Origin of the sequence: Kitasatospora sp. MBT63 (genome assembly GCF_000710465.2) — a bacterium.
Lineage (GTDB): Bacteria > Actinomycetota > Actinomycetes > Streptomycetales > Streptomycetaceae > Kitasatospora.
The window spans coordinates 9,000-28,160 of the sequence record NZ_JAIZ01000524.1 but is presented as its reverse complement, the minus strand read 5'-3'; the positions used below and the strand labels follow the sequence as shown (position 1 = coordinate 28,160).

Sequence of the window (19,161 nt, the reverse complement as noted above, 5' to 3'; positions counted from 1 at the left end):
CCCGACCCGCCCCGGTACGGCGCGGGCGAACTGCTCCACCCCGCCTGGTACGGCCGGAGCAGCACCCCCCGGATGTGGGAGGCGAAACACGCCAAGATCGCCGAGGTCGAGGCGCAGAACGCCGAGTTCTTCGCCACCGCCTACGCCGCCGTCGAGACGACCACCAACCTGGTGCTGCTCGCCGGCTCCCTGCTGACCAGTACCGTCCCCGCGGCCGCCGGGGGCGCCCGCCGCTTCGGGAACCGCCCGGTCAGCGACACGCTGGCCGACCAACCGGGCCGCTGGATGCCCGACTTCGAGGGGGGCACCAACATGACCAAGGAGGCCGCCGCGTACCAGAGCCGGGTCTGCCACGCCGACCCCGGTCTCGGCTACTACCGCAACGGCGTCCAGTTCGACGGCTACGACAGCGGTGCACTGATCGACGCCAAGTTCTACCTGGACGAGAGCGGCATGGCCCGGGCCCTGGTCAAGGAGAGCTACTGGGCGGGCTGGAAGGCGCTGGACACGGCGACCCGGCAGCTGGAGGCCGCCCAGGGGATCCCGGTCGAGTGGCGGGTCGCGGGCCGAGCGGCGACCGGCAAACTCACCGAACTCTTCAAGACCCACCAGCTGCCGATCAAGGTCGTCCACGTGCCCTGACCCGTGGCCCCTGCCCCTGACCCTTGACCCCTGGCCCGGCCCGCCCCGGCCGCTCCCACCCAGTCAGCAGCCAGCAGCCAGCAGCCCGTCCGCCAGCCCACCGGCGCCGCCGGATCCGAGGAGGGACCCACCGTGCCGACCAACAAGCGGATCACCGACCTCAGCGACTACACCTCCGTCCTGCCGTACGCCAGCGAGATGTTCGGCATCTACCAGCCGATGCTCGGCTGGCGCTCCCGCCGCCGGCTCGACCGGCTCGCCACCGGCACGGCCGGCGAGCGGCAGGACCGGCTGCTCGGGCTGCGCCGGCAGTACGAGGGCCGGGCCGACATCGTGTTCAACGCCGACGACCAGATCGTGTCCGGCCGGGTCGACCCGGGCCAGCCGCGCACCCTGGCCCCGCGTTCCGCGGCCGACGGCGCCCGGGTGCTGACGGCCCTCGCCGAGCGGCTGCGCCGCCTGGAGTCGGCGCCCTGCGGGGACGGCTGGCGCAGCGTCGTCAACGAGCACGAACTCACCGACCTGCTCAACGGCGGCGTCTACCAGGCCTACCGGGACGAGTACCAGCAGGCCTGGCAGGAGGGCCACAGCGGCGAGGGCTTCAACGCGGCCCGGCTGAAGGAAGCGGTGACCGCGCGGCTGCGCGAGGAGTCGGCCGTCGCCGGGCTCCTGGTCGACCTAGTCGACCGCGGCCGCTACCAGGAGCTGAAGGACCTCTTCTACGCCACCAGACCGGGCACGGAGGTCCTCGACCTCGCCCTCGGCGGGCCGGACGACACCTACCGCGACCCCTACCTCGACTTCGACCCGACCAAGCAGATCAGCGACGTCACGCTGTCGCCGATCGGGATCGTCCACCTGTTCCGCCAGTACTTCTTCGAGCTGGACACCTTCCTCGGCACCCCGGTCGGACACGTCTGGCTGAGCCCCGGCTCGTCGGTGGAGCTGATCGAGGTGTCCACCCGGCGGTCACTGGTCGAGAAGACCGTCGAGACGGCGCTGGAGACCACGTCGAAGTCCGAGCGCGCCACCACCGAGGAGGAGGAGATCAGCGACGCGGTCAAGCAGGACAACCGCGACGACATGAAGCTCGGCTTCTCCAGCACCGTCAACCAGAGCTGGGGCACCGGCAACGCCACCGCCACCGGCAGCCTCAACCTCGACAAGACCCAGCAGACCGCCCGTGAGCAGGGCCACAAGCGGATGCGGCAGCAGAGCGAGAAGCTGTCCACCGAGATCCGGCAGAACTTCAAGTCGACCTTCAAGACGGTCACCGAGACGCTCGACTCCTCCAGCAAGCGCTACGTCCTCGCGAACACCACCCCCGCGCTGGTCAACTACGAGCTGCGGCGCAAGATGCGGCAGGTCGGCGTGCAGATCCAGGACATCGGCAGCTACCTGTGCTGGGAGACCTTCGTCGACGACCCCGGCAAGGACCTGGCGCTGCCGCACCTCGTGCACATCGCCAAGCCCGCGGACCTGGTCCTGGTACCGAACCCCAAGCTGACGCCGATGCCGCCCAAGACGCTGACCATCGGCTTCAGCGGCGAGGCGGTGTGGAACTTCCCCGACAACTCCCGCCAGAACCAGTCCGGCCACGCCGAGACCCGCTACCGCTTCGTGCCGCTCGCCACCCTCGACATCCCGGGGGTGCCGAACGGGTACGAGATCGCCTACGACGTGCAGGACCCGTTCCTGGCCATCGACAAGACCGTGGTGGCCGCCGAGGACGACGAATCCTGGGGAGCGGCGAACTGGGCCTTCCTCGGCATGATCACCCCCGATGCCAAACGCATCATGGTCGGGGTGAGCACCGCCCCCGGCGGCCTGGCATGGGACGACCGGATCACGTTCAAGGTCTCCGGGGCCGTCACCTGCCGGCTGCTGCCCGCCGCCGAGGCCGAGATCAACATGGCCAACCAGGCCCTGGTCAGCGCCAAACTCGCCGCCGACGAGGAGAACAAGCGCAAGCTGGAGCAGGCCTACCTCGACGCGGTGCACGAGCGGGTCACCCTGGCCAGCAAGATCGAGAAGCGCCGGTTCGAACACCTCCGCGAGGAGGAGCGCACCATCGTGCACCGCAGCCTGATCCGCGCCCTGATGAGCGAGCGCCTCTACAACGACACGCCCGACACCACCGCGGGCCACCGCACCCGGCACGTCCTGTCCGAGCTGATCAACTCGATCTTCGACATCGAGAAGATGCTCTACTTCGTCGCCCCCGAGTGGTGGAAGCCCCGCCGCCCGGCAGCCCTCGCCCTCGCCGGCCGGCCGTTGCCCGAATCGATCGAGGGCACCACGGTCGAGTGGGCCGACGACCGGGCCCACGGCAAGTACTTCATCACCGACGCCTCCGCCCCGGCCACGCTCGGCAGCTCGCTCGGCTGGCTGCTCCAACTGGACGGCGACGAGCTGCGCAACGCCTTCCTGAACGCGCCCTGGGTCAAGGCCGTGCTGCCGATCCGCCCGGGGAAGGAGGAGGCGGCGGTCAACTGGCTGCGCCACGTGGGGGTCGAGGGCACCGACGGGCTGGACGCCGCGTACTCGGCACCGCCCGCGGAGTTGGCGGCGATCCGGACCAGGCTGCTGCTGCACGACCCGCACGACCCGGTGCGCGGGCATGCCGAGGTCACGATCGAGGACGCCATCCGCGACCTGTGCCACACCGTCGCCGACAAGCACATCGCGGCCGCCACCACCGGGCGCTACCCCAAGGAGGAGCCCGACGACGACAACCGGGTCACCGCGACGCCCGTGGAGCGGGTCTTCGAGCACGGCTTCTACCCGCTCCAGGGCGGCTTCAAGGCCAGGACCGAGGGCAGCTTCGAGGTCTGCAGCCAGTGGATCGAGGTGCTCCCGACCGACCAGGTCGTCCCGGTGGAGGTGGCCTACGACCCGAAGACCGGCCGCCAGAAGTAGGACCGACCGGCGTTCGCCCGCGCCCGTCCCGGCCCATCGCCGGACGGGTGTGGGCGGGACGGGCACGGGTGGCGGCGTCGGCGCGGAAAATGAGTTGCCCGCGCACCGTCGTCTCGACCACGATCGCCCTCATGGACATGTAACGGCTGCCACGAAGCATCAACCGACCGGTCGCGCGCTCGACCTCGGAGCCTGACGAACCGGCCCGAGGCGTTCCGCCGCGCCCTCGTGTGCATCCGTCAGATCCCAGGAGCCGCAGCCCACGCTGCGCGAGCTCCTGCTCAGTCCTGAGAGCAACCACCTGATGAATACCGACCGCAAGGCCCGGTGGGCCGTGCGTCAGTCCGCCCTGCCCACCGTCGTCCGCCCCTGCCCGGACTGCTCCGGCACGCGGCACCGCCCCTCGGGCAAGATCCGTGTCAACGCGAACGGCAAACTGCTCGACGTCTGGCTCCTGCTGAGCTGTGCGGCCTGTGACCGTACCTCGAAGGTGCCCATCCACGAACGCGTCCACGTCTCCACGCTGGAGCCCGCCCGCCGGGTGGCGTACGAGACCAACGACCCGCAGATGGTACGGGAGCTGACGATCAGTAGGTCGCTCGCCGCGCGGAACGGCTACCGTCTCGACTGGACGGGAACCTGGGAGCTGGAGACCCGTACGCCGCTGTATGCACTCGACGACCCGACACCGCTCGAGGTCGTCGTCGGCTTCGAACTGCCCGCACCGGTGCGGGTCGAACGGCTGCTCGCGCTCGGCCTCGGGCTCAGCCGCGCCGAGATCCGGCGGCTGGTCGGGGAGGGGCGGATCCACCTGCCGATGGCCCTGGACGCCAAGGCGCACCAGGACTTCGAGCTGACCATCCACGGCCCGGGTGCCGTCGACGCCGCGAAGCACTCGAAGCTCCTCGCCGCTCCGAGCGGTGCCCGCACCGACCTCGGACGGGCCGGGTCTTCCGGTCCGCCGCAGCACCTGCCGCGCCAGGCAGCGGCGACGGCCGGAGCCTAGCGGCGGGACAGCAGGGCCTCCCGGCCGTCCGTCGGCGCGCGCCCATCGGCGCGGCCTTCGGGTGGCCAGGAGGCCCTGTGCCGAGTGGCGGCGCCGCTCTCCGGCTGTTCAGGAGGGGCCGCGGCCGCCGCCGACGGCTGCTAGCGCGGCGGCACGGACCTCCTCGGTCGACAGTCCCGCCTGGTCGCAGAGCGTGGCGAGGTCGAAGTAGATCCGCTCGCCCGCCATCCGGCCGTCCCTGAACGGCGCGATGTTGGCGAACGGCACCACGAACGAGCCACCACCCGGTGGGAGGCCGAGCCAACTGCCGGTGTTGGTGCCGCGCAGCTCACCCCAGACGGCGATCACGTCCTCGCCGAAGCTCATGCCCTGGTCGACGGGCACGATGTCCGGGAAGGCGGTGAAGAAACCCTCGTACGCGGCGCGGGTGGCCGCCTTGCCCTCGACCCGGCGTCCGAGGGCCACCGTCTCGAAGAAGCAGTCGTCGGCGAAGGTCGCGAGGACGGCATCGAAGTCGCGGGCCTTCTCTGCCTCACGGTGGACTTCGAAGAGATGCAGCATCTGATCACGTTCCATGGGGATGTTCTCCCTTCGAGCCGGGACCGCCCAACGCTGCGGACCGGTCCGTCAGCCGATCGGACCTACAACCGCTCCGCGGACGGGGGTGAGGGGGGTGTGGTGTGTGGGGCTCAGCGGGCGCTGCCGAGGTCGCGGTCGGCGTCGGTGCCTTCGAGCATGAGGGTGGTCTCCTCGATGCGGCGGAAGCGGCCGTCGGGGGCGAATTCGGCGAACAGGTAGACCTCCATGCGGACGGTGGAGCCGTCGGTCTTGGTGACGGTCATGGTGTGGCGGTCGGCGTAGCGGTCGCCGTCGGTGAGCTCGTCGTGGACCTCGACGGAGCCGCCGGCGACGACGGTGCGCAGGTGGGCGATGTGGGCGAGGAACTCGGTGCGGTCGGCCCACTCGCCGTCGGTGCGCTGGCGGTAGTCGGGGGCGAAGTGCCGCTCGGCTGCCTCCTCCAGGGCGAGGCCGGGGGTGAGCAGCAGGTCGGTAAGGGCAGCGCGGACGTCGGTGCGGATGCCGGTGCGGTTCATGGGGTTCCTCCGGGACGGTGGTGGTCGTGGCCCGCACGTCCCGTGCGGGATATTGCGTGCCCTGAGCACGCTTGTGACTGTAGCGGAAAAGCGTGCGCGATGCACGCTAATCTGCGGTGGTGAACATCTCGACCGGTCATGACATCGCCCACGCACTCGCACTGCTCCTGCGCCGCGGCACCCGCACGCGCCTGCACACCCACCTCACCGAAGGGCTCGGGGAAGGGGTCGACGAACTCACCTATCCGCTGCTCAGCGGCCTGGCCCGCACCGGCCCGTGCAGCGCCGCCGACCTCGGCCGCGAGATCGACCTCGACCGCACCACCGTCACCCGCCGCGCCGACCGCCTGGAGCGGGCGGGCCTGCTGCGGCGCGAACCCGACCCCGCGGACGGCCGTGCCACCCTCCTCGCCCTCACCGGCGACGGGCACGACACCGTGGCCGTCACCCGGCAGCGCCTCGCGGTGGCCATCGAAACCTCGCTCGCCGCCTGGCCGCAGGCCGACGCCCGGACCTTCGCCCGCCTCCTGCGGCGCTTCGCCGACGAGGGCCCCTTCGCCTCCGGCGCCCCTGACCGCGACGGCCGTCCTTGACCGCGACGGCCCGCGCGGGACGGCGCGTCCGCCACGTTCGGTACCGCCGCGCGGCCATCTGCGGATCGTTCCTCCACATCGAGGCCTACGCCGGCGCCGCCCGCGCCTTCGAGGCCGATCGGATCGCCGCGGAGGTGTTCCGGGAGGGGGCCGAGGCCGAAGGCCGGGGATGGCCCCGGGTCGGCCGGTCGGGACTGCCGGGTCCATTGACACGTCCGGGTGGCTCCGGCAGGGTGCCTTGGCGGTGCACGGTCATTCACCGGAGCATCAAGAATCCATCACGTCCTTCCCCCTTCCTCCCCCTTCCTGATCGGAGACCGCCGTGAAGAAGCCGACCGCGTTACTCGCCGCCTTCTCGTGCGCCGCCCTGATGTCGCTGGGCGCGGCATCCGTCGCGCACGCGGACACACCGGCGAACGGCTCGGGCAACACCATCAAGAACCTCAACTCGGGCCTGTGCGCAGCCGTCGGCGACAACTCGAAGTCGAACGGCGCCGGGCTGATCCAGTACAAGTGCGACACCAAGGCCAACAAGCAGTTCACGTCGACCTGGGCCGGCACCGACTCGTACTTCTTCAAGGTCACCTCGTCCGGCAAGTGCATCCAGCCCCAGGGGACCGCCGAGCACGCGCTCGTGGTGCAGCAGACCTGCTCCAACAGCGACCTCCAGGTCTGGACGGCGGTCTTCCTGGGCAATGACAGCTACCAGTTGAGGAACCGCGCCTCCGGGCTGTGCCTGGGCGCCGGCTGGGGCGCGACCAACAGCGGCCAGCCGCTGGACCAGGCCGTCTGCGGGGCGTTCCCCGGGCAGTCCTGGCGCTTCACCGCCCAGTCCGGCTGACCGACGGGTGGTGGGCCGGACCGGTGCGGCCCACCACCGGCGCCGCGGGCGCGACGGTGACGGTGCACAGACGTTTGGTGGCCCGGGTCAGCGCGACGTACAGGTCCCGTTCGCCGCCCGGGCGGGCGGCGGTGATCCCGTCCGGGTCGACGACGACGGCGGAGTCGAACTCCAGGCCGCGCGCCTGGGCAGCCGGCACCAGCCGGGCGTACCGCTCGACCCCCGCGTCCGCGAGCTGCTGCGCCCTGCCGTCGGCGCAGACCACCCCGACCAGCTCGCCCGGGTACGCGGCCTCCTGCTCCCGCAGCTCCCGCACGAGCGCGTCGAGCAGAGACCCGGGTGTCGTGGGCAGGGTCCGCGGCGGCTCGCCGTGCCGGATCGACCGGATCGCCGGCCGGTCCGGGGTGATCCGGGCGAGCAGGTCCTGCGTGGCGGCGAGGATCTCCTGCGTGGTCCGGTAGCTGACGGTCAGGGTGCGCAGGTCGAACCGGCGTCCGAGGTGCGGGCCCAGGGCCTCGTCCCAGTCGCGGGCCGCCGTCGCCGGGCCCGCCTGGGCGAAGTCGCCGACCAGCGTCATCGACCGGCCCGGGCAGCGGCGCAGGACCATCCGCCACTGCATGGCGGTCAGCTCCTGCGCCTCGTCGACGACGACGTGCCCGAAGGTGCGCTCCGGCGGGCCGTCCACCAGGCTCGCCGCCTCGTCGAGCAGCGGGACGTCCGCGTCGGTCCACGGCGCGTCGGGCGCCCGCCGCAGCAGTGCCCGCTGCCGGTCGGCGGTGAGCTGCGGCAGGTGGGCGGCCAGCGCGGCACCGTCTGCCAGGAGGGCCCGGACCACGTCACCGGGCGTCAGTCGCGGCCACAGCTCCTCGACGGCCCGGTCGAGCGCGGCATCGTCCAGGAGCTCCTCGCGTACGGCGTCGGCGTCGAACTCGTCGGCGCCGGTGGCCGGGGTGTCGTCGAGGCCGAGGCGGCGCAGGCCCGCCGCGGCGACCCGGTCGAGGTCGAGGCCGGTCAGCAGGGCGACCTGCGCGTCGATCTGCTCGAGCACCGCGGCGCCGCTGCCGGCGAGTTCCCGGACGAGGGCGTCCACCAGCGACTCCTTGAACAGCCGACGCGCCGGGTTGTGCGCGAGACCGCTGCCCCGTGCGGCCTCCCGCGCCTGCGCCACCGCGCCGTCCGGCAGACGGATCCACTCCTGGCCGACCCGGACCCGGAACGCGCCGCCCGGGCCCTGCCGGGAGCGGACCACCTCGGCCAGCGCGCCGGCCAGTTCGACGCCGCCCTTCAGACGCGCCACCGCGCCGTCGTCCGCGCCGTCGTCCGCGCCGCCGTCCGCGGCGCCCGGTGCGACGCCGGCCAGGTCTTCGCAGGTCGACAGCACCACGTCGTTCTCCCCGAGCGAGGGCAGGACCTGGCCGATGTACTCGAGGAACCGCGCGTTCGGCCCCAGGACCAGCACGCCGCGCTCGGCCGCCTTCGGGAAGGCGTACAGCACGTACGCGGCGCGGTGCAGCGCCACCACCGTCTTTCCGGTGCCGGGGCCGCCCTGGACGACGGTCACGCCGCGGTGCGGCGACCGGACGATCGCGTCCTGCTCGGCCTGCAGCGTGGCGACCGCCGCACCCATCCGGCCCGTCCGCCGCGCCTGCAGCGCCGCCGTCAGCGGACCGTCGCCGACCACGTCCTGACCGGTGGGCGCGCGGCCGTCGAGCAGCTCGTCGCTCACCCCCACCACCGTGCGGCCCGCCAGCCGGAGATGGCGGCGCCGCCGCAGCCCCATCGGATGAACCGGCGTCGCCTCGTAGAACGGCCGCGCCGCCTCGGCCCGCCAGTCCACCAGCACCGGAAGCTCGTCCGACTCCCGCTGCAGCCCGAGCCGCCCGATCCGCAGGACGGCCCCGTCCGCGAGGTCGATCCGCCCGAAGACCAGCCCGTCCTCGGCCCCCTCCAACCGGCGGACCTCACCCGCCAGCCGCCCCGCCGCCACCTCCCGCTCGTACGCCATGCCCGCACCGTCCGGCGGCAACGCGAGCACCCGCGCCAACTGGTCCCGCACCCCGGCCAGCCGCTCGTCGAACAACTCGCCTATGACGGAGACCTGAACGCTCTCCCGTTCCACCTCGCGTGCGGCAGCGTCATTGATCCGGGACAAGATCGGGCCCCCTCGGTTCGCCTCACCCATATGTCGAGGCGTCACTATGCAGACGCGTTCCGGAAAAGTAAATATTGACCGGGCGGGGCGGAATGTGGCCTCCGCGGCACTATCTCGCCGCTGCCGGTGACCAGTTGGGCGATTCGCAGAATGGAGCCCGCCTCGGCCGACGGGTGATGGAGCCGCGCCTTCGCACCCCGGTCCGCGGCGGCGGCCGAGGACCTCTGTTCTCGTCGGACCGGATGCACCGAGGCGGGGCGCGGTCCCGCCGGACAACCCGGACGCCTGCGATGTGATCATGAAATCTGGGGTGGGAGTGCGCACGGCGAAGGCCGGAGCGCTGGCCGGGGCCACGGCGCTGCTGGCGGGGGCTCTGACGGGCTGCGGCGGCGACGGCTCGCCGTCGGTGGCGGCGGCAGGTCCGGCCGACCGCGCCGCACCGGGCTCGCTACGGCTGTCCGCCCCGGACGCCCTGCCCGGCGGCTACCGTGCGCAGGGCCCGGCCGACGTCCTGACCGACCCGCCGACGAGACCGCTGCCAGCGGGCTACGCCGCCTTCGACGGCAGCCTGAAGGCCAGGTACACCGACGGCTCCGGCGGGGTTCTGACCATCGGCGGCGCCTGGGGCACCATCACCGACCCCGGCGCGGTGGCCTCCTCCGCGATATCCGTGATGCTCGCCCCGCGGGAGAAGTGGGCGGAGCCGATGACGGACCTGGACGCGCGTGACCCGCACGATCCGCAGGGCCGGCTCAAGTGCGGGGTCTCGACCGGATCGTTCCTCGTCAACCCCGTGTGCCTCTGGGCCGACCGGTACACCGCGGGTTCGGTGGCCTTTCCCGCCTCCGTCGAGGGGAACCCGGCCACGATCGACCAGGCCGGGGCCGCCGACCGGACCCGCCGGATCCGCGACGCGATGACGGTCCCGAAGTAGCCGCCGGGTCAGGTACTGCTCGGTCTGCGGCCAGGAGACCGCGGGACAGGGCCTGCACGCTGTTCGAGGTGTCCCGCCGCCGACGTCCGCGACCCGGTCGGCGAGCCGCCGCCGACGACCGGGCCGCCCACACCGTCGAGGTCCGGCCGCCGCAGCTACGACGAGGAGGAAGAGAACGTCCTCTTCGAGACCGCAGACCGCAGACCGCAGACCGCAGACCGCCGCCCGATCGGCGACGAACTCGACGCACTCGGCTACATCACCGTCTCCGAGTACCTGCTCCGGACCCGGTACGACGGTGTCAGCAACCTCGGTACCTCCGCCGGGCCACGCACCTGGTGGCACCGCTTCTTCGACTACAACTGAGCCCGCCCCGGCGTCAGACGGCCTCCTCGAGGGTGCCGGAGAGGCGGTGGGCGGTCGAGGTGTCGACTCCGAGGGCGGCGAGCAGGTCGAGGGCGGCGGTGAGGGGCGGGGCTCCGGCCAGACGAGCGGCGGCGAGGTGGGTGGGGAGGCGGCCGGCGGCGATCAGGGCCGTCCACTGGGTGGCCGAGAGGGCGAGGTAGCGCAGGCCGGGGAGGTCCGCGAGCAGGGCCGGGTCCGTGGTGGGGCAGCGGGACAGGTCGAGGGAGCGGAGCGCGGGGAGGGTGCGCAGCGGGGCGAGGTCGAGCGGGGTTTCGGAGCCGACGGCGAGTGAGGCGAGGTGCGGGTGGCCGGTGAGCGGGAGGAGGTCGGCCTCGGGGGCGAGGTCGACGGCCAGGTCCTCGACGGGGAGTGCGGCGACGGGGGACAGGTCGGCGGCGGTGCAGCGGACGAGGTACAGGCGCCGCAGGCGCGGCGTGGCGGCGAGCGGGCCGAGGTCGACGGGTGACGGGGCGTCATAGAGGTGGATCTCCTGGAGGCCCGGCGCGAGCTGCCCGTCCAGGCCTGAGTCCATGAACCGGCGCCGGCCGTCCCCGGACCGCTGCGGGCCGTACGGATCGGGCCGGCCCAGGGCCTGGCCGAGCCAGGCGGTGACGGAGGAGGCGACGTAGCGCGGGCCGTCGTTGAAGTCCCGGCCCACCTCGATCACCTGGCCGGGGCGGCCGCCCGCGGCCGGTGCGAGGTCCACGGCGAAGTAGTTGCCGTCGAACCAGGTGGCGAACGGGAGCCAGCCCGGATGCCCGGAGCAGCGGCGCACGGTGTCCGGCGGGTCGGCGTCGAAGACCACCTGGCGCCAGCCGTGCTCCCAGCCGAACCAGGTCGGGACGCCGATATAGGAGTCGCGCTCGGCCAGGGCCGCGTCGAGCGCCAGCCAGCCGTACCCGGCCAGTGCCTCGCTGCCGCCGTCCCCGTCGGCCTCCAGGTAGAGCGCCCGCAGGTCTCCGGGCAGCGGTGCGCCGAGGCGGAGCTCGGCGGCGGCCAGCTGCTCCTCGGTGACGGGCGCGGGCATCGTCGGCTCCTCGCCGGAGAGTTCGGCGTGCTGCCGGAGGACGGCCCGCAGCCGTTCGACCGCCTCGGTCGGGTCCCCGGCCTGGCGTAGCTCGGTCGGTTCCGCGTCGTCGGCCGCGCCCGGTTCGGACGGTTGGAAGCCGTGGTCGACGGTCAGGGTCCAGCCGTCCTCGGGGCCGGCCCCGGGCTGCAGCGTGCCCCGGAAGACGACCAGGTCGAAGGCGCCCGAGGGGCGGCAGGTCAACTCCAGGGCGATGGCCTCCCAGCCGTGGCTGTCCCGGAACCGGGACACCAGGGTGGCGAGGTCCTGGTCGGGGAACGGCGTGCCGAAGAAGGAGCCAGGACGGCTCGGCACCACGTACCCGCCGCCGAACAGGCCGACGCCCGTGCGGCTCCCGTGCCCCCGCAACACGCACTCCGTCCAGCCCTCCGGTGCCCGCGCGACGACCTGCGCCGCGATCTTCCGCACCGTCTGTTCCACCGTCAGGTCCACACCCGCCCCCTCGTCCGCACCGTTCGGACGATCATGTCAGCAGGCGGCGGAGCGGCCGGCGCCGGTGCCGACGAGCCGGTCTCGGCGAAGAGTCCGGCCGGCGGCCGTGCGGCCGGCCGTCCCGGAGCGCCGGCACCGCCGTCGGGCACCGGTACGCCACGGACCTGTGACACATCTCCAGGGGACCCGTCGTCAGCAGTCGGCCCCGCAGGGGACTCGCGTGGCCGCAGCGGCCGGCGGAGCGCTGGCGGTGCGCCCCGCCGTGACGCAGGGTGAGTGCGGGGCACGGCCGGCGGAGGGACGGACGAGGTGTGCAGGGGAACCGGCGCAGGCCGTCGGAGGGCGGCCCTGGTGTCGGCCGGGCTGGCGCTGCTGCTGATCGGTACGACGGCCGGGCCGGCGGCCGCCGCGAGGCCGGGCGGCGGAAGCTGGCGGCCGGGTGCGCCGGTGGCAGTGGTGGACCAGGCGTCCCGCCGGGTGCTGGTCCTGCACGGTGCCGACGAACTGATGGCCTTCCACGGCCCCGACCACCTCCCGGTGGTGTGGTCGTGGACCGCCGACCGCGACACCGCGCTCGCCGACCTGTCGCCGGCCCGCAGCTGGTCCTCGCCCACCGAGGCCAAGAGCCGCGTCCGTGACGGCCGCCGCTACCTGCTGACCACCGCCTCGGGCGGCCTGGCGGCCGTCGTCGACCTCGCGACCGGCACCCCGGTCTGGGCCGTCGACACCGGCCCCACCGCGAACCCGCACAGCGCCGAACTCCTCCCGGACGGCAACGTGGCCGTCGTGGCCAGCACCGGCGGCTGGGTGCGCGTGTACACGGCCTCGCAGGGCCCGCGCAGCACCGACCACGCCGAGTACCCGCTGGCGGGGGCGCACGGCGTGCACCGCGACGCCAGGACCGGCCTGCTGTGGACCGTCGGTGACGACACACTGACCGCCCTGAGGGTCGGCGGCACCGCCGCCGCCCCGGTGCTCACCCCCGAGCGGACCCTGGCACTCCCCGAACCCGGGGGTCACGACCTCGCCCCGGTGCTCGCCGCGCCGGGGCAGTTCTGGATCAGTACCGCCGGCCGTCTGTGGCGGTTCGACCCGTCCCACGACCGGTTCGAGGCCGTCCCCGTCACCCCGCAGGAGTCCGCACGCGAGGTGAAGAGCGTGGGCGACGAGCCCGGAACGGGACGCCTGCTCACCACGGCGCCCGACCACGCCGGGCCCTGTACCTGGTGCACCTCCGTCCTCACCTGCCACCGCCCGGACGGCATCCGGCGGCTGGAAGGGACCCACCTGTACAAGGCCCGCTGGTGGACCGGGCGTTGACCCGGGGAGGGTCGGTCAGAGCCAGCCGAGGGAGCCGAAGACGGCCAGCGCGGCAGCGTCGAGGGCGAACAGGGCCCCGACGGTGACGGCCTTGGTGCGCAGCCGGGGCAGGTCGTGGACGCGGAAGCAGACCAGGAAGAACGGGAGGTAGCCGACCAGCCAGATGAGCAGCGGGCAGCCCGCCTGCCACCAGGGCCAGTCCCAGGTCAGCACACCGGCGCTGTGCAGGAAGAGCTCCACGCCGACCGCGAGCGCCGAGTTCAGCCCGGCCAGGAGCCAGCGGTTGGGGATGCCGGCGATGCGCAGGGCCGGGTCGGACGGCAGGAGCTTGACGGCGACCACACCCATGATCGCGAACATCAGGCAGATCTCGATGTTGAGGCCGACCAGGATCCGGTAGGCGCTGGCGCCGGAGGCGCCCCAGACCGGCGCCCGGCCCGTGGCGTGCAGGACCAGGGCGTTCCAGATCTCGTTGAACCAGTCCATGCCCCACAGCGCCAGCCCGGCCAGGACGGTGCTCCAGTCCCGCCGCTGGACCTCGACGGCGTACACGTACAGGACCAGGAGCAGCAGCGGTATGACGTACCACTGGAACTGGGACGGGTCCCTGAGGTGTTCGAGGGCCTGGCGGGCGTGGTCGGTCATCGCGTTCTCCGTGGGATGGAAGTTCTCCGTGGGCTGGAGGTGCGGGGGGACGGCACGGGGTTCAGCGCGATCGGCCGTCGTTCTGCCCGGCGGCCCCGGCGGCCCCGGCGGCCCCGGGGCCTCCCGTGGCGGCCGTGACGAGGGCGAGGTACTGCTGGGCCAGACGGTGGCAGTCGCCCGGCCAGCGGGCGGAGAGGTAGGCGCCGTCCCGCACGGTGAACCCGCGGCGCAGCCGGCGGGGGCCGTCGCGCAGCGGCAGGACCGGCCCGGGGGCGAAGTCGGCGGGGTCGGCGAGCGCCGCGGTGACCTCGCGCTGCACGGTGGTCGGGTAGGTGCGGTAGTAACTGCCGAGGCGCAGCCGGGTCAGCTGCCAGGCCGTCAGCTCCATCCGGGAGGTCAGCGCGGTGGTGCGCCGGCCGTGCAGGACGGAGCGGCCGGTGCCCGGGTCGACCGCGCGGGCCAGCAGCAGGACACCGTGGCAGACCGCGCCGACCGGGACCGCCCGGGCCATCGCTTCGGCGGCGATCCGCTGGGCGGGCCGGCTCTCCAGGAGACTGCGGACGCGGGGCGCGTGGCCACCAGGGACGAACAGGGCGGTGAGCGTGGCGGGGTCCACGTCGCCGTAGGACAGCGGCGCGCCGAAACGCGGGTCGCGGGTCATCCGCCGGTACGCGGCCAGCGGACCGCCGCGGGTCATCAGCCACGGCGAGAGCCAGGAGAACCCCTGCTCGGTGAGCCGTCGGTCGGCGTGCGCCGGACGGCCGTCGGGGGTCGCGAAGCGGACGTCGAACCCCGCGTCGTGCAGCGCCGCCCAGGGGAGCGCGGCCTCGGTGGGATCGTAGTCGGCCTCGGGCAGCAGGAAGAGGATCACAGGGGTTCTCCGGGGTACGGCGCGGCGGGGCGCGCCTGCGCGGCGGCCCGGCCGCGGGCAGGGTGGCACCGACCGTAGGGGCTGCCGGGCGTGGTGTCGTTGATCCGCGCGGCCCGGTTGTTGACCGCAGGTGCCCGCGATCACGGCTCGCAGGCGTTGACGGCGTGGCGGCGGCTGTCTTGACTGGCGGACATGGACATCTCCACCTCCGGCCCCGGTGCCGTTCCCGCCCCCGGCGTCTCGGTCTCGCTGGGCTACGCCTCGGCGGTCGCGGACGCGGGCGGCGCGGGGCCCGACCTGCTGCTGGCCGGGGACCGGCGCCTGCCGTTCGAGGAGGTCCGCGGGCTGTGGGACCGGGTGATCGGCGCGTCGGGGGATCCCGCGGCCGGGCTGCGGGTGGGGGCGGACCTGCGGCCGCCGGCCCTGGACGTCCTCGGCCATGTCGTGCTCGGCTGCGCCACGCTGGGTGAGGCGGCCGAGGCCGCGGTGCGCTACCACCGGCTGGTCAGCGAGGCCGGCGAGATCGCGCTGGTGCGCGGCAGGACCCTGTCGCGGGTGGTGTACCGGCCCACCGTCGCGCCCGGCGCCATGCGCCCGCAGCAGGTGGAGGCCGTGGTGGTGGGGATGGTGAGCGCCGCACGCTGGCTGGCGGGGCCGACCTGGACGCCCGCCGCGGTCACCTTCACCCATCCGTGCGGGAGCGAGCGGCTGGGCTACGAGCGGGTGCTGGGCTGTCCCGTGGCGTTCGGGGCGGCCGACAACGCGCTGACCGTCCCCACGGCCGACCTGGACCTGCGCCGGGTGGTGGTGGACCAGGGCCTGGCATCGCTGCAACGCGCCTACGCGGACCGGCTGCTGGCGGACCTGACCGGTCCCGCCGCCGTTCCGCAGCGGCTGCGGCGGTGGCTGGCCGGTGTGCCGCTGGAGGGCGTGGGGTTCGCCGATGCCCAGGCCACCTCGCGGCTGGGCGGGCGGGCGCTGCGCCGGGTGCTGCGCGAACACGGCACCTCCTGGCGGGTCCTGCTGGACGAGGCCCGGCACACCCGGGCCAGGCAGCTGCTGGAGACCACCGACCTGACCACCGACCGGGTCGCCCGCGCCGTGGGGCTGAGCGGCGCCGCGGCCCTGGGACACGCCTTCGTCCGCTGGCAGGGCGTCAGCCCGGGCGCGTACCGCCGCACCCGGCGCACGGGCGCGGCGGGCGGTGCCCCGGCCTCCTGAGCCCGACGGCCGGGGGCGGCGGCCGGGTCAGGAGGGGGTCAGCGTCCGGTCAGGCCGCCCGGGCATGCTGAGGGCAGATCAAGGGAGCGCCGCAGACGGGCTCCCGGGACTGGGAGAGGTGCCCGGAGCGGTTCATCGGGTGCCTGGCCGGCAACGGCCGAGCAGGGTCCGCGAGGGCCCGCGCAGGTTCGAATCCTGCCCTCTCCGCCCAGCGCGGGCCCGGCCCGGCCGCGGCTACCCGTGCTCCGGCTGCGCCGCGGAGCCGCGGCCACGGAGCATGCCCCACCCCACCAGCGCCGCCGCCAGGACCGTCAGCGTGAGACCGGCCCAGGTCACCGCCCGGTCGAACCGCGCCACGCGGTCGGCATCCCAGGCCGAGGTGGCGATGCCGCCCGAGAGGAGCGCCGCGAGGATGGTGCCGCCGACGCAGACGCCGACACCGGTACTGACCTCACCGGCCGTGTCCACCAGCGCCGCCCCCACCGTGGTGCGGTCGGCCGGCAGGCCGCGCATGACGTTGGTCCCGGCGACCACACCGACGACACGCATCCCGGCCGCGACGAGCACCAGCGCGAGGGCGACCCACACGTACCCCAGGCGGCCCAGCAGCGCATGGACGGCGAGCCCGCAGACGACGGCTCCCGCGCCGAACCGGGCGGCCCGGTCGAGTCCGACGCGGGTGACCAGCGGCCCGATGACCGCCCCGCCGGCGATGAGCACGACGACCTGCGGCAGCATCCCGACGGCCGCCCGGGCGGGCGTCCACCCCCAGTCGAGCTGCAACTGCAGCGTGACCAGGTACCCGAGGCCGGCGGTCGCCAGGCCCGAGGCGGCCTTGAACGCCAGACCGCTCGACACCAGCGGGCGGGCCACCAGCCCGAGGTCGAGCAGCGGATGGCGGGCGGCGCGCTCACGGACGACGAACAGCACCGCCGTCACGACGGCCGCCGCCGTGACCAGCCACGGCACGGGCGATGCGGGGCCCGGGTCGACGAACAGCGTCGGAGCCACCAGCGCCAGCCCGATCGTCGCCGTGGCGAGCAGCGCGCCGATGGCGTCGACCGGGGCGCGGTGCAGTTCGTCAGGCCGGTCGGCGGGGATGCCGCGGCGGATGCCGAGGTACGCCAGTGCGGCGATCGGCACGTTCACCAGCAGCAGCACCTGCCACGGGGCGAACGCGAGCACGAGACCACCCAGGGTCGGGCCGAGCGCGAGCCCGGCCAGGCCCACGGTCGAGATCAGCGTCGTCGCCCGGACCCGGAGCCCGTCCTCGTCGAACAGCCGGAACGCCAGCGCGAGGGAGCCCGGCGTCGTCATCGCGGCCGCGACACCCATCGCCGCGCGGACCGCGATGAGCTGCTCCGCCGTGGTGACGAACGCCGTGGCCAGACTCGCCGCGCCCAGCAGCACCAGGCCGACCAGCATGATCCTCCGGCGGCCGACCCGGTCGGCCAGCGCGCCGAGCGCCAGCATGAGCCCGCCGAACACCACGGCGTACCCGCCCGTCACCCACTGCAGCGCCGTCGCCGAGGCGGACAGCTCACGGCCGATGGTCGGCAGCGCGACATTGAGGATCGAGTTGTCGAGCATCTCGAACAGGAACACCGCCGACAGCCCGGCGAGCGCAACCCCCGCTTCCCGCAGGGACTTCGGTGGACCGGAGACTCCGGTCGGGTCATCGGTGCCCCCGAGGACCGGATCGCGGCGGACATCCATGGCTCACTCCTTCACTGGGAAGAAGTGGCGGCTCGTCCGAACCGCGTGTACGCGTGGGGCCCTGCCCGATCGACGGGTGTCGATGACCCGCAGTGACCGCACGTTTTTACTCCGATGCAGGGATGGTACACCCGTGCGACGGGAGTGGTGCGCGTGGCCGGCCGCCGGCCCGGACGTCGGAGGCCGCGCCCTCCCGGTCCCGCCGGGACCGGAACTCTCTTGCCCCGCAGACGAGTTCACCGTGGATGCCGTCGGGGAGGGGCGGTGATGGGGGAGGGCCTGGGAGCCCTGATCGCGGGCAGCGGGGACGACCCGGACAGCGAGCCGCCGGTGGCGGAGATCGGTGCCCCGCTGGCCGGGCCGCCGTTCACGGCCGCGACCGGACAGGTCGCCGTGACGGTGTCCGGACTCCTCGCGTACAACACCGGCCTGGAGATCGCGCTGGAGGTCCGGTTCAACGCCACCGGTACGCCGCCGACGGCCCGGTCCGAGCTCGAGAACCTGATGCGCGAGGCCCGGCACGGTGGCGCCGACCGCCTCCACCTGGCGCTGGACCTGCCGGACGGCCGGGTCTTCCGGAACAACCGTCCGCACCCCGAACCGGCCGAGCGGCCCGCGGAGTCGGCCCCCATGCTGCTGCTCCGGGCCGGCTCGCACGGCCCGTCCTGGAGGCTCGGATACTGGCTGCGGCCGCTGCCCGTCGACGGGGGCCGCCTGCGCCTGTGCCGGCCCGTCCGCGGGGTCGACGCGTCGTTCGAGGTCCCGGCCGGCGCCGTCGCCGAGGCGCGTGCCGCCGTCCGTCGGCTGTGGCCGTGACCAGGCAACCACGGGCCTGCGAGATCGCGGCCGTGGCACTACTTGATCTCGTGTGTGCAACGGCAGTTGGATCACGCGTGGTGGCGGGCGGCCAGGCCGCGAGGGGGCGGGCGGATGCGTTGACGCTCCGCGAGGGGGCGGATAAGGTCACGCCCCATCGACCCGCACCGGTGGTGTTCCTGGGACCGGCCGGTACCGCTCAGCCCGGTGCCCGCCCGTTCCCTCCGGCGCGGGATCCGCCGCTCGCTCCACCCCGCGGACAACTGCTCACCCCGTCGGCCCAGTCGCAACTCGGCCGCCGGTACCCTCCGTGCGTCGTCGGCCTCGGTCAGGTGCGGCTCGACACGCACACAGAACCCTCCGCAAGGGATGTGCCGTTGACCAGATCCACCTCGCCCGCGGCGGACGCCACGCCGCCGGGCGCCACACCGCCGGCCCTCATACCCACCGCCGGCGGGGGCACCGCC

16 protein-coding genes and 1 tRNA gene are annotated in these 19,161 nt (G+C 73.9%); 10 read left to right on the top strand and 7 right to left on the bottom strand.

From position 1 onward, the window contains the following. From AA75_RS49865 to AA75_RS28330, 3 genes are all read left to right on the top strand, one after another. The coding region (locus tag AA75_RS49865; protein WP_033823116.1) for a hypothetical protein at positions 1-642 on the top strand (642 nt) is incomplete at its 5' end. 132 nt (positions 643-774) lie between these two features. Beyond that, positions 775-3,561: a hypothetical protein gene (locus AA75_RS28335; RefSeq protein WP_033823115.1), complete on the top strand. Its 2,787-nt coding sequence runs from the start codon at positions 775-777 to the stop codon at positions 3,559-3,561. A gap of 304 nt (positions 3,562-3,865) precedes the next feature. Further along, positions 3,866-4,567: a DUF1062 domain-containing protein gene (locus AA75_RS28330; protein ID WP_033823114.1), complete on the top strand. Its 702-nt coding sequence runs from the start codon at positions 3,866-3,868 to the stop codon at positions 4,565-4,567. A 108-nt stretch (positions 4,568-4,675) separates the two neighbouring features. Here the strand turns inward: AA75_RS28330 and AA75_RS28325 are convergent, their stop codons facing one another. After that, positions 4,676-5,143, bottom strand: coding sequence for an ester cyclase (locus AA75_RS28325; protein ID WP_051813595.1), 468 nt, complete (start codon positions 5,141-5,143; stop codon positions 4,676-4,678). A 113-nt stretch (positions 5,144-5,256) separates the two neighbouring features. After that, positions 5,257-5,661, bottom strand: coding sequence for a nuclear transport factor 2 family protein (locus tag AA75_RS28320; protein ID WP_033823113.1), 405 nt, complete (start codon positions 5,659-5,661; stop codon positions 5,257-5,259). A 119-nt stretch (positions 5,662-5,780) separates the two neighbouring features. On the opposite strand from AA75_RS28320, the gene AA75_RS28315 reads away from it, so the two are divergent. Continuing rightward, entirely contained in the window at positions 5,781-6,254 is a 474-nt protein-coding gene (locus tag AA75_RS28315; protein ID WP_033823124.1) for a MarR family winged helix-turn-helix transcriptional regulator, read from the top strand. A gap of 322 nt (positions 6,255-6,576) precedes the next feature. Beyond that, on the top strand, positions 6,577-7,095 hold the full coding sequence (locus AA75_RS28310; RefSeq protein ID WP_033823112.1) for an RICIN domain-containing protein: 519 nt from the start codon (positions 6,577-6,579) through the stop codon (positions 7,093-7,095). Here the strand turns inward: AA75_RS28310 and AA75_RS28305 are convergent. Then, complete coding sequence (locus AA75_RS28305) at positions 7,076-9,247, bottom strand: AAA family ATPase (protein ID WP_233289225.1); 2,172 nt, start codon at positions 9,245-9,247, stop codon at positions 7,076-7,078. The two genes, AA75_RS28310 and AA75_RS28305, sit on opposite strands and share 20 nt — an antisense overlap. A gap of 298 nt (positions 9,248-9,545) precedes the next feature. Here AA75_RS28305 and AA75_RS28300 point away from each other — a divergent pair, with 298 nt between their 5' ends. Continuing rightward, positions 9,546-10,181 carry a hypothetical protein gene (locus AA75_RS28300; RefSeq protein ID WP_206743453.1) on the top strand — a complete coding sequence of 212 codons (636 nt, stop codon included), beginning with the start codon at positions 9,546-9,548 and terminating at the stop codon, positions 10,179-10,181. 379 nt (positions 10,182-10,560) lie between these two features. On the opposite strand, the gene AA75_RS28295 is transcribed toward AA75_RS28300, so the two are convergent. Then, on the bottom strand, positions 10,561-12,105 hold the full coding sequence (locus AA75_RS28295) for an SMI1/KNR4 family protein (protein WP_033823110.1): 1,545 nt from the start codon (positions 12,103-12,105) through the stop codon (positions 10,561-10,563). 351 nt (positions 12,106-12,456) lie between these two features. Here AA75_RS28295 and AA75_RS28290 point away from each other — a divergent pair, with 351 nt between their 5' ends. Then, positions 12,457-13,425: a DUF6528 family protein gene (locus AA75_RS28290; RefSeq protein WP_051813593.1), complete on the top strand. Its 969-nt coding sequence runs from the start codon at positions 12,457-12,459 to the stop codon at positions 13,423-13,425. 15 nt (positions 13,426-13,440) lie between these two features. On the opposite strand, the gene AA75_RS28285 is transcribed toward AA75_RS28290, so the two are convergent. Together AA75_RS28285 and AA75_RS28280 are read right to left on the bottom strand one after the other, a co-directional pair. Next, on the bottom strand, positions 13,441-14,070 hold the full coding sequence (locus AA75_RS28285; protein WP_033823109.1) for a hypothetical protein: 630 nt from the start codon (positions 14,068-14,070) through the stop codon (positions 13,441-13,443). A gap of 61 nt (positions 14,071-14,131) precedes the next feature. Then, positions 14,132-14,941 (bottom strand): type 1 glutamine amidotransferase domain-containing protein, encoded by an 810-nt coding sequence (locus tag AA75_RS28280; protein WP_051813591.1) that lies wholly within the window; start codon positions 14,939-14,941, stop codon positions 14,132-14,134. Between the two features lie 192 nt (positions 14,942-15,133). On the opposite strand from AA75_RS28280, the gene AA75_RS28275 reads away from it, so the two are divergent. Further along, positions 15,134-16,162, top strand: coding sequence for an AraC family transcriptional regulator (locus AA75_RS28275; protein ID WP_033823108.1), 1,029 nt, complete (start codon positions 15,134-15,136; stop codon positions 16,160-16,162). 112 nt (positions 16,163-16,274) lie between these two features. Further along, positions 16,275-16,369, top strand: a tRNA-Cys gene (locus AA75_RS48055). A gap of 27 nt (positions 16,370-16,396) precedes the next feature. Here the strand turns inward: AA75_RS48055 and AA75_RS28270 are convergent. Next, entirely contained in the window at positions 16,397-17,878 is a 1,482-nt protein-coding gene (locus AA75_RS28270) for an MFS transporter (protein ID WP_082526883.1), read from the bottom strand. A 267-nt stretch (positions 17,879-18,145) separates the two neighbouring features. Between AA75_RS28270 and AA75_RS28265 the strand changes: the two genes are divergently transcribed. Next, entirely contained in the window at positions 18,146-18,694 is a 549-nt protein-coding gene (locus AA75_RS28265; protein WP_033823107.1) for a hypothetical protein, read from the top strand. The last annotated feature ends 467 nt before the right edge of the window (positions 18,695-19,161 follow it).

What these genes read in the sequence shown, in the direction of transcription:
- AA75_RS28270 (WP_082526883.1), bottom strand. Translation starts at nt 17,878, where the DNA reads ATGGATGTCCGCCGCGATCCGGTCCTCGGGGGCACCGATGACCCGACC.
- AA75_RS28330 (WP_033823114.1), top strand. Translation starts at nt 3,866, where the DNA reads ATGAATACCGACCGCAAGGCCCGGTGGGCCGTGCGTCAGTCCGCCCTG.
- AA75_RS28300 (WP_206743453.1), top strand. Translation starts at nt 9,546, where the DNA reads ATGAAATCTGGGGTGGGAGTGCGCACGGCGAAGGCCGGAGCGCTGGCC.
- AA75_RS28275 (WP_033823108.1), top strand. Translation starts at nt 15,134, where the DNA reads ATGGACATCTCCACCTCCGGCCCCGGTGCCGTTCCCGCCCCCGGCGTC.
- AA75_RS28325 (WP_051813595.1), bottom strand. Translation starts at nt 5,143, where the DNA reads ATGGAACGTGATCAGATGCTGCATCTCTTCGAAGTCCACCGTGAGGCA.
- AA75_RS28320 (WP_033823113.1), bottom strand. Translation starts at nt 5,661, where the DNA reads ATGAACCGCACCGGCATCCGCACCGACGTCCGCGCTGCCCTTACCGAC.
- AA75_RS28265 (WP_033823107.1), top strand. Translation starts at nt 18,146, where the DNA reads ATGGGGGAGGGCCTGGGAGCCCTGATCGCGGGCAGCGGGGACGACCCG.
- AA75_RS28285 (WP_033823109.1), bottom strand. Translation starts at nt 14,070, where the DNA reads ATGACCGACCACGCCCGCCAGGCCCTCGAACACCTCAGGGACCCGTCC.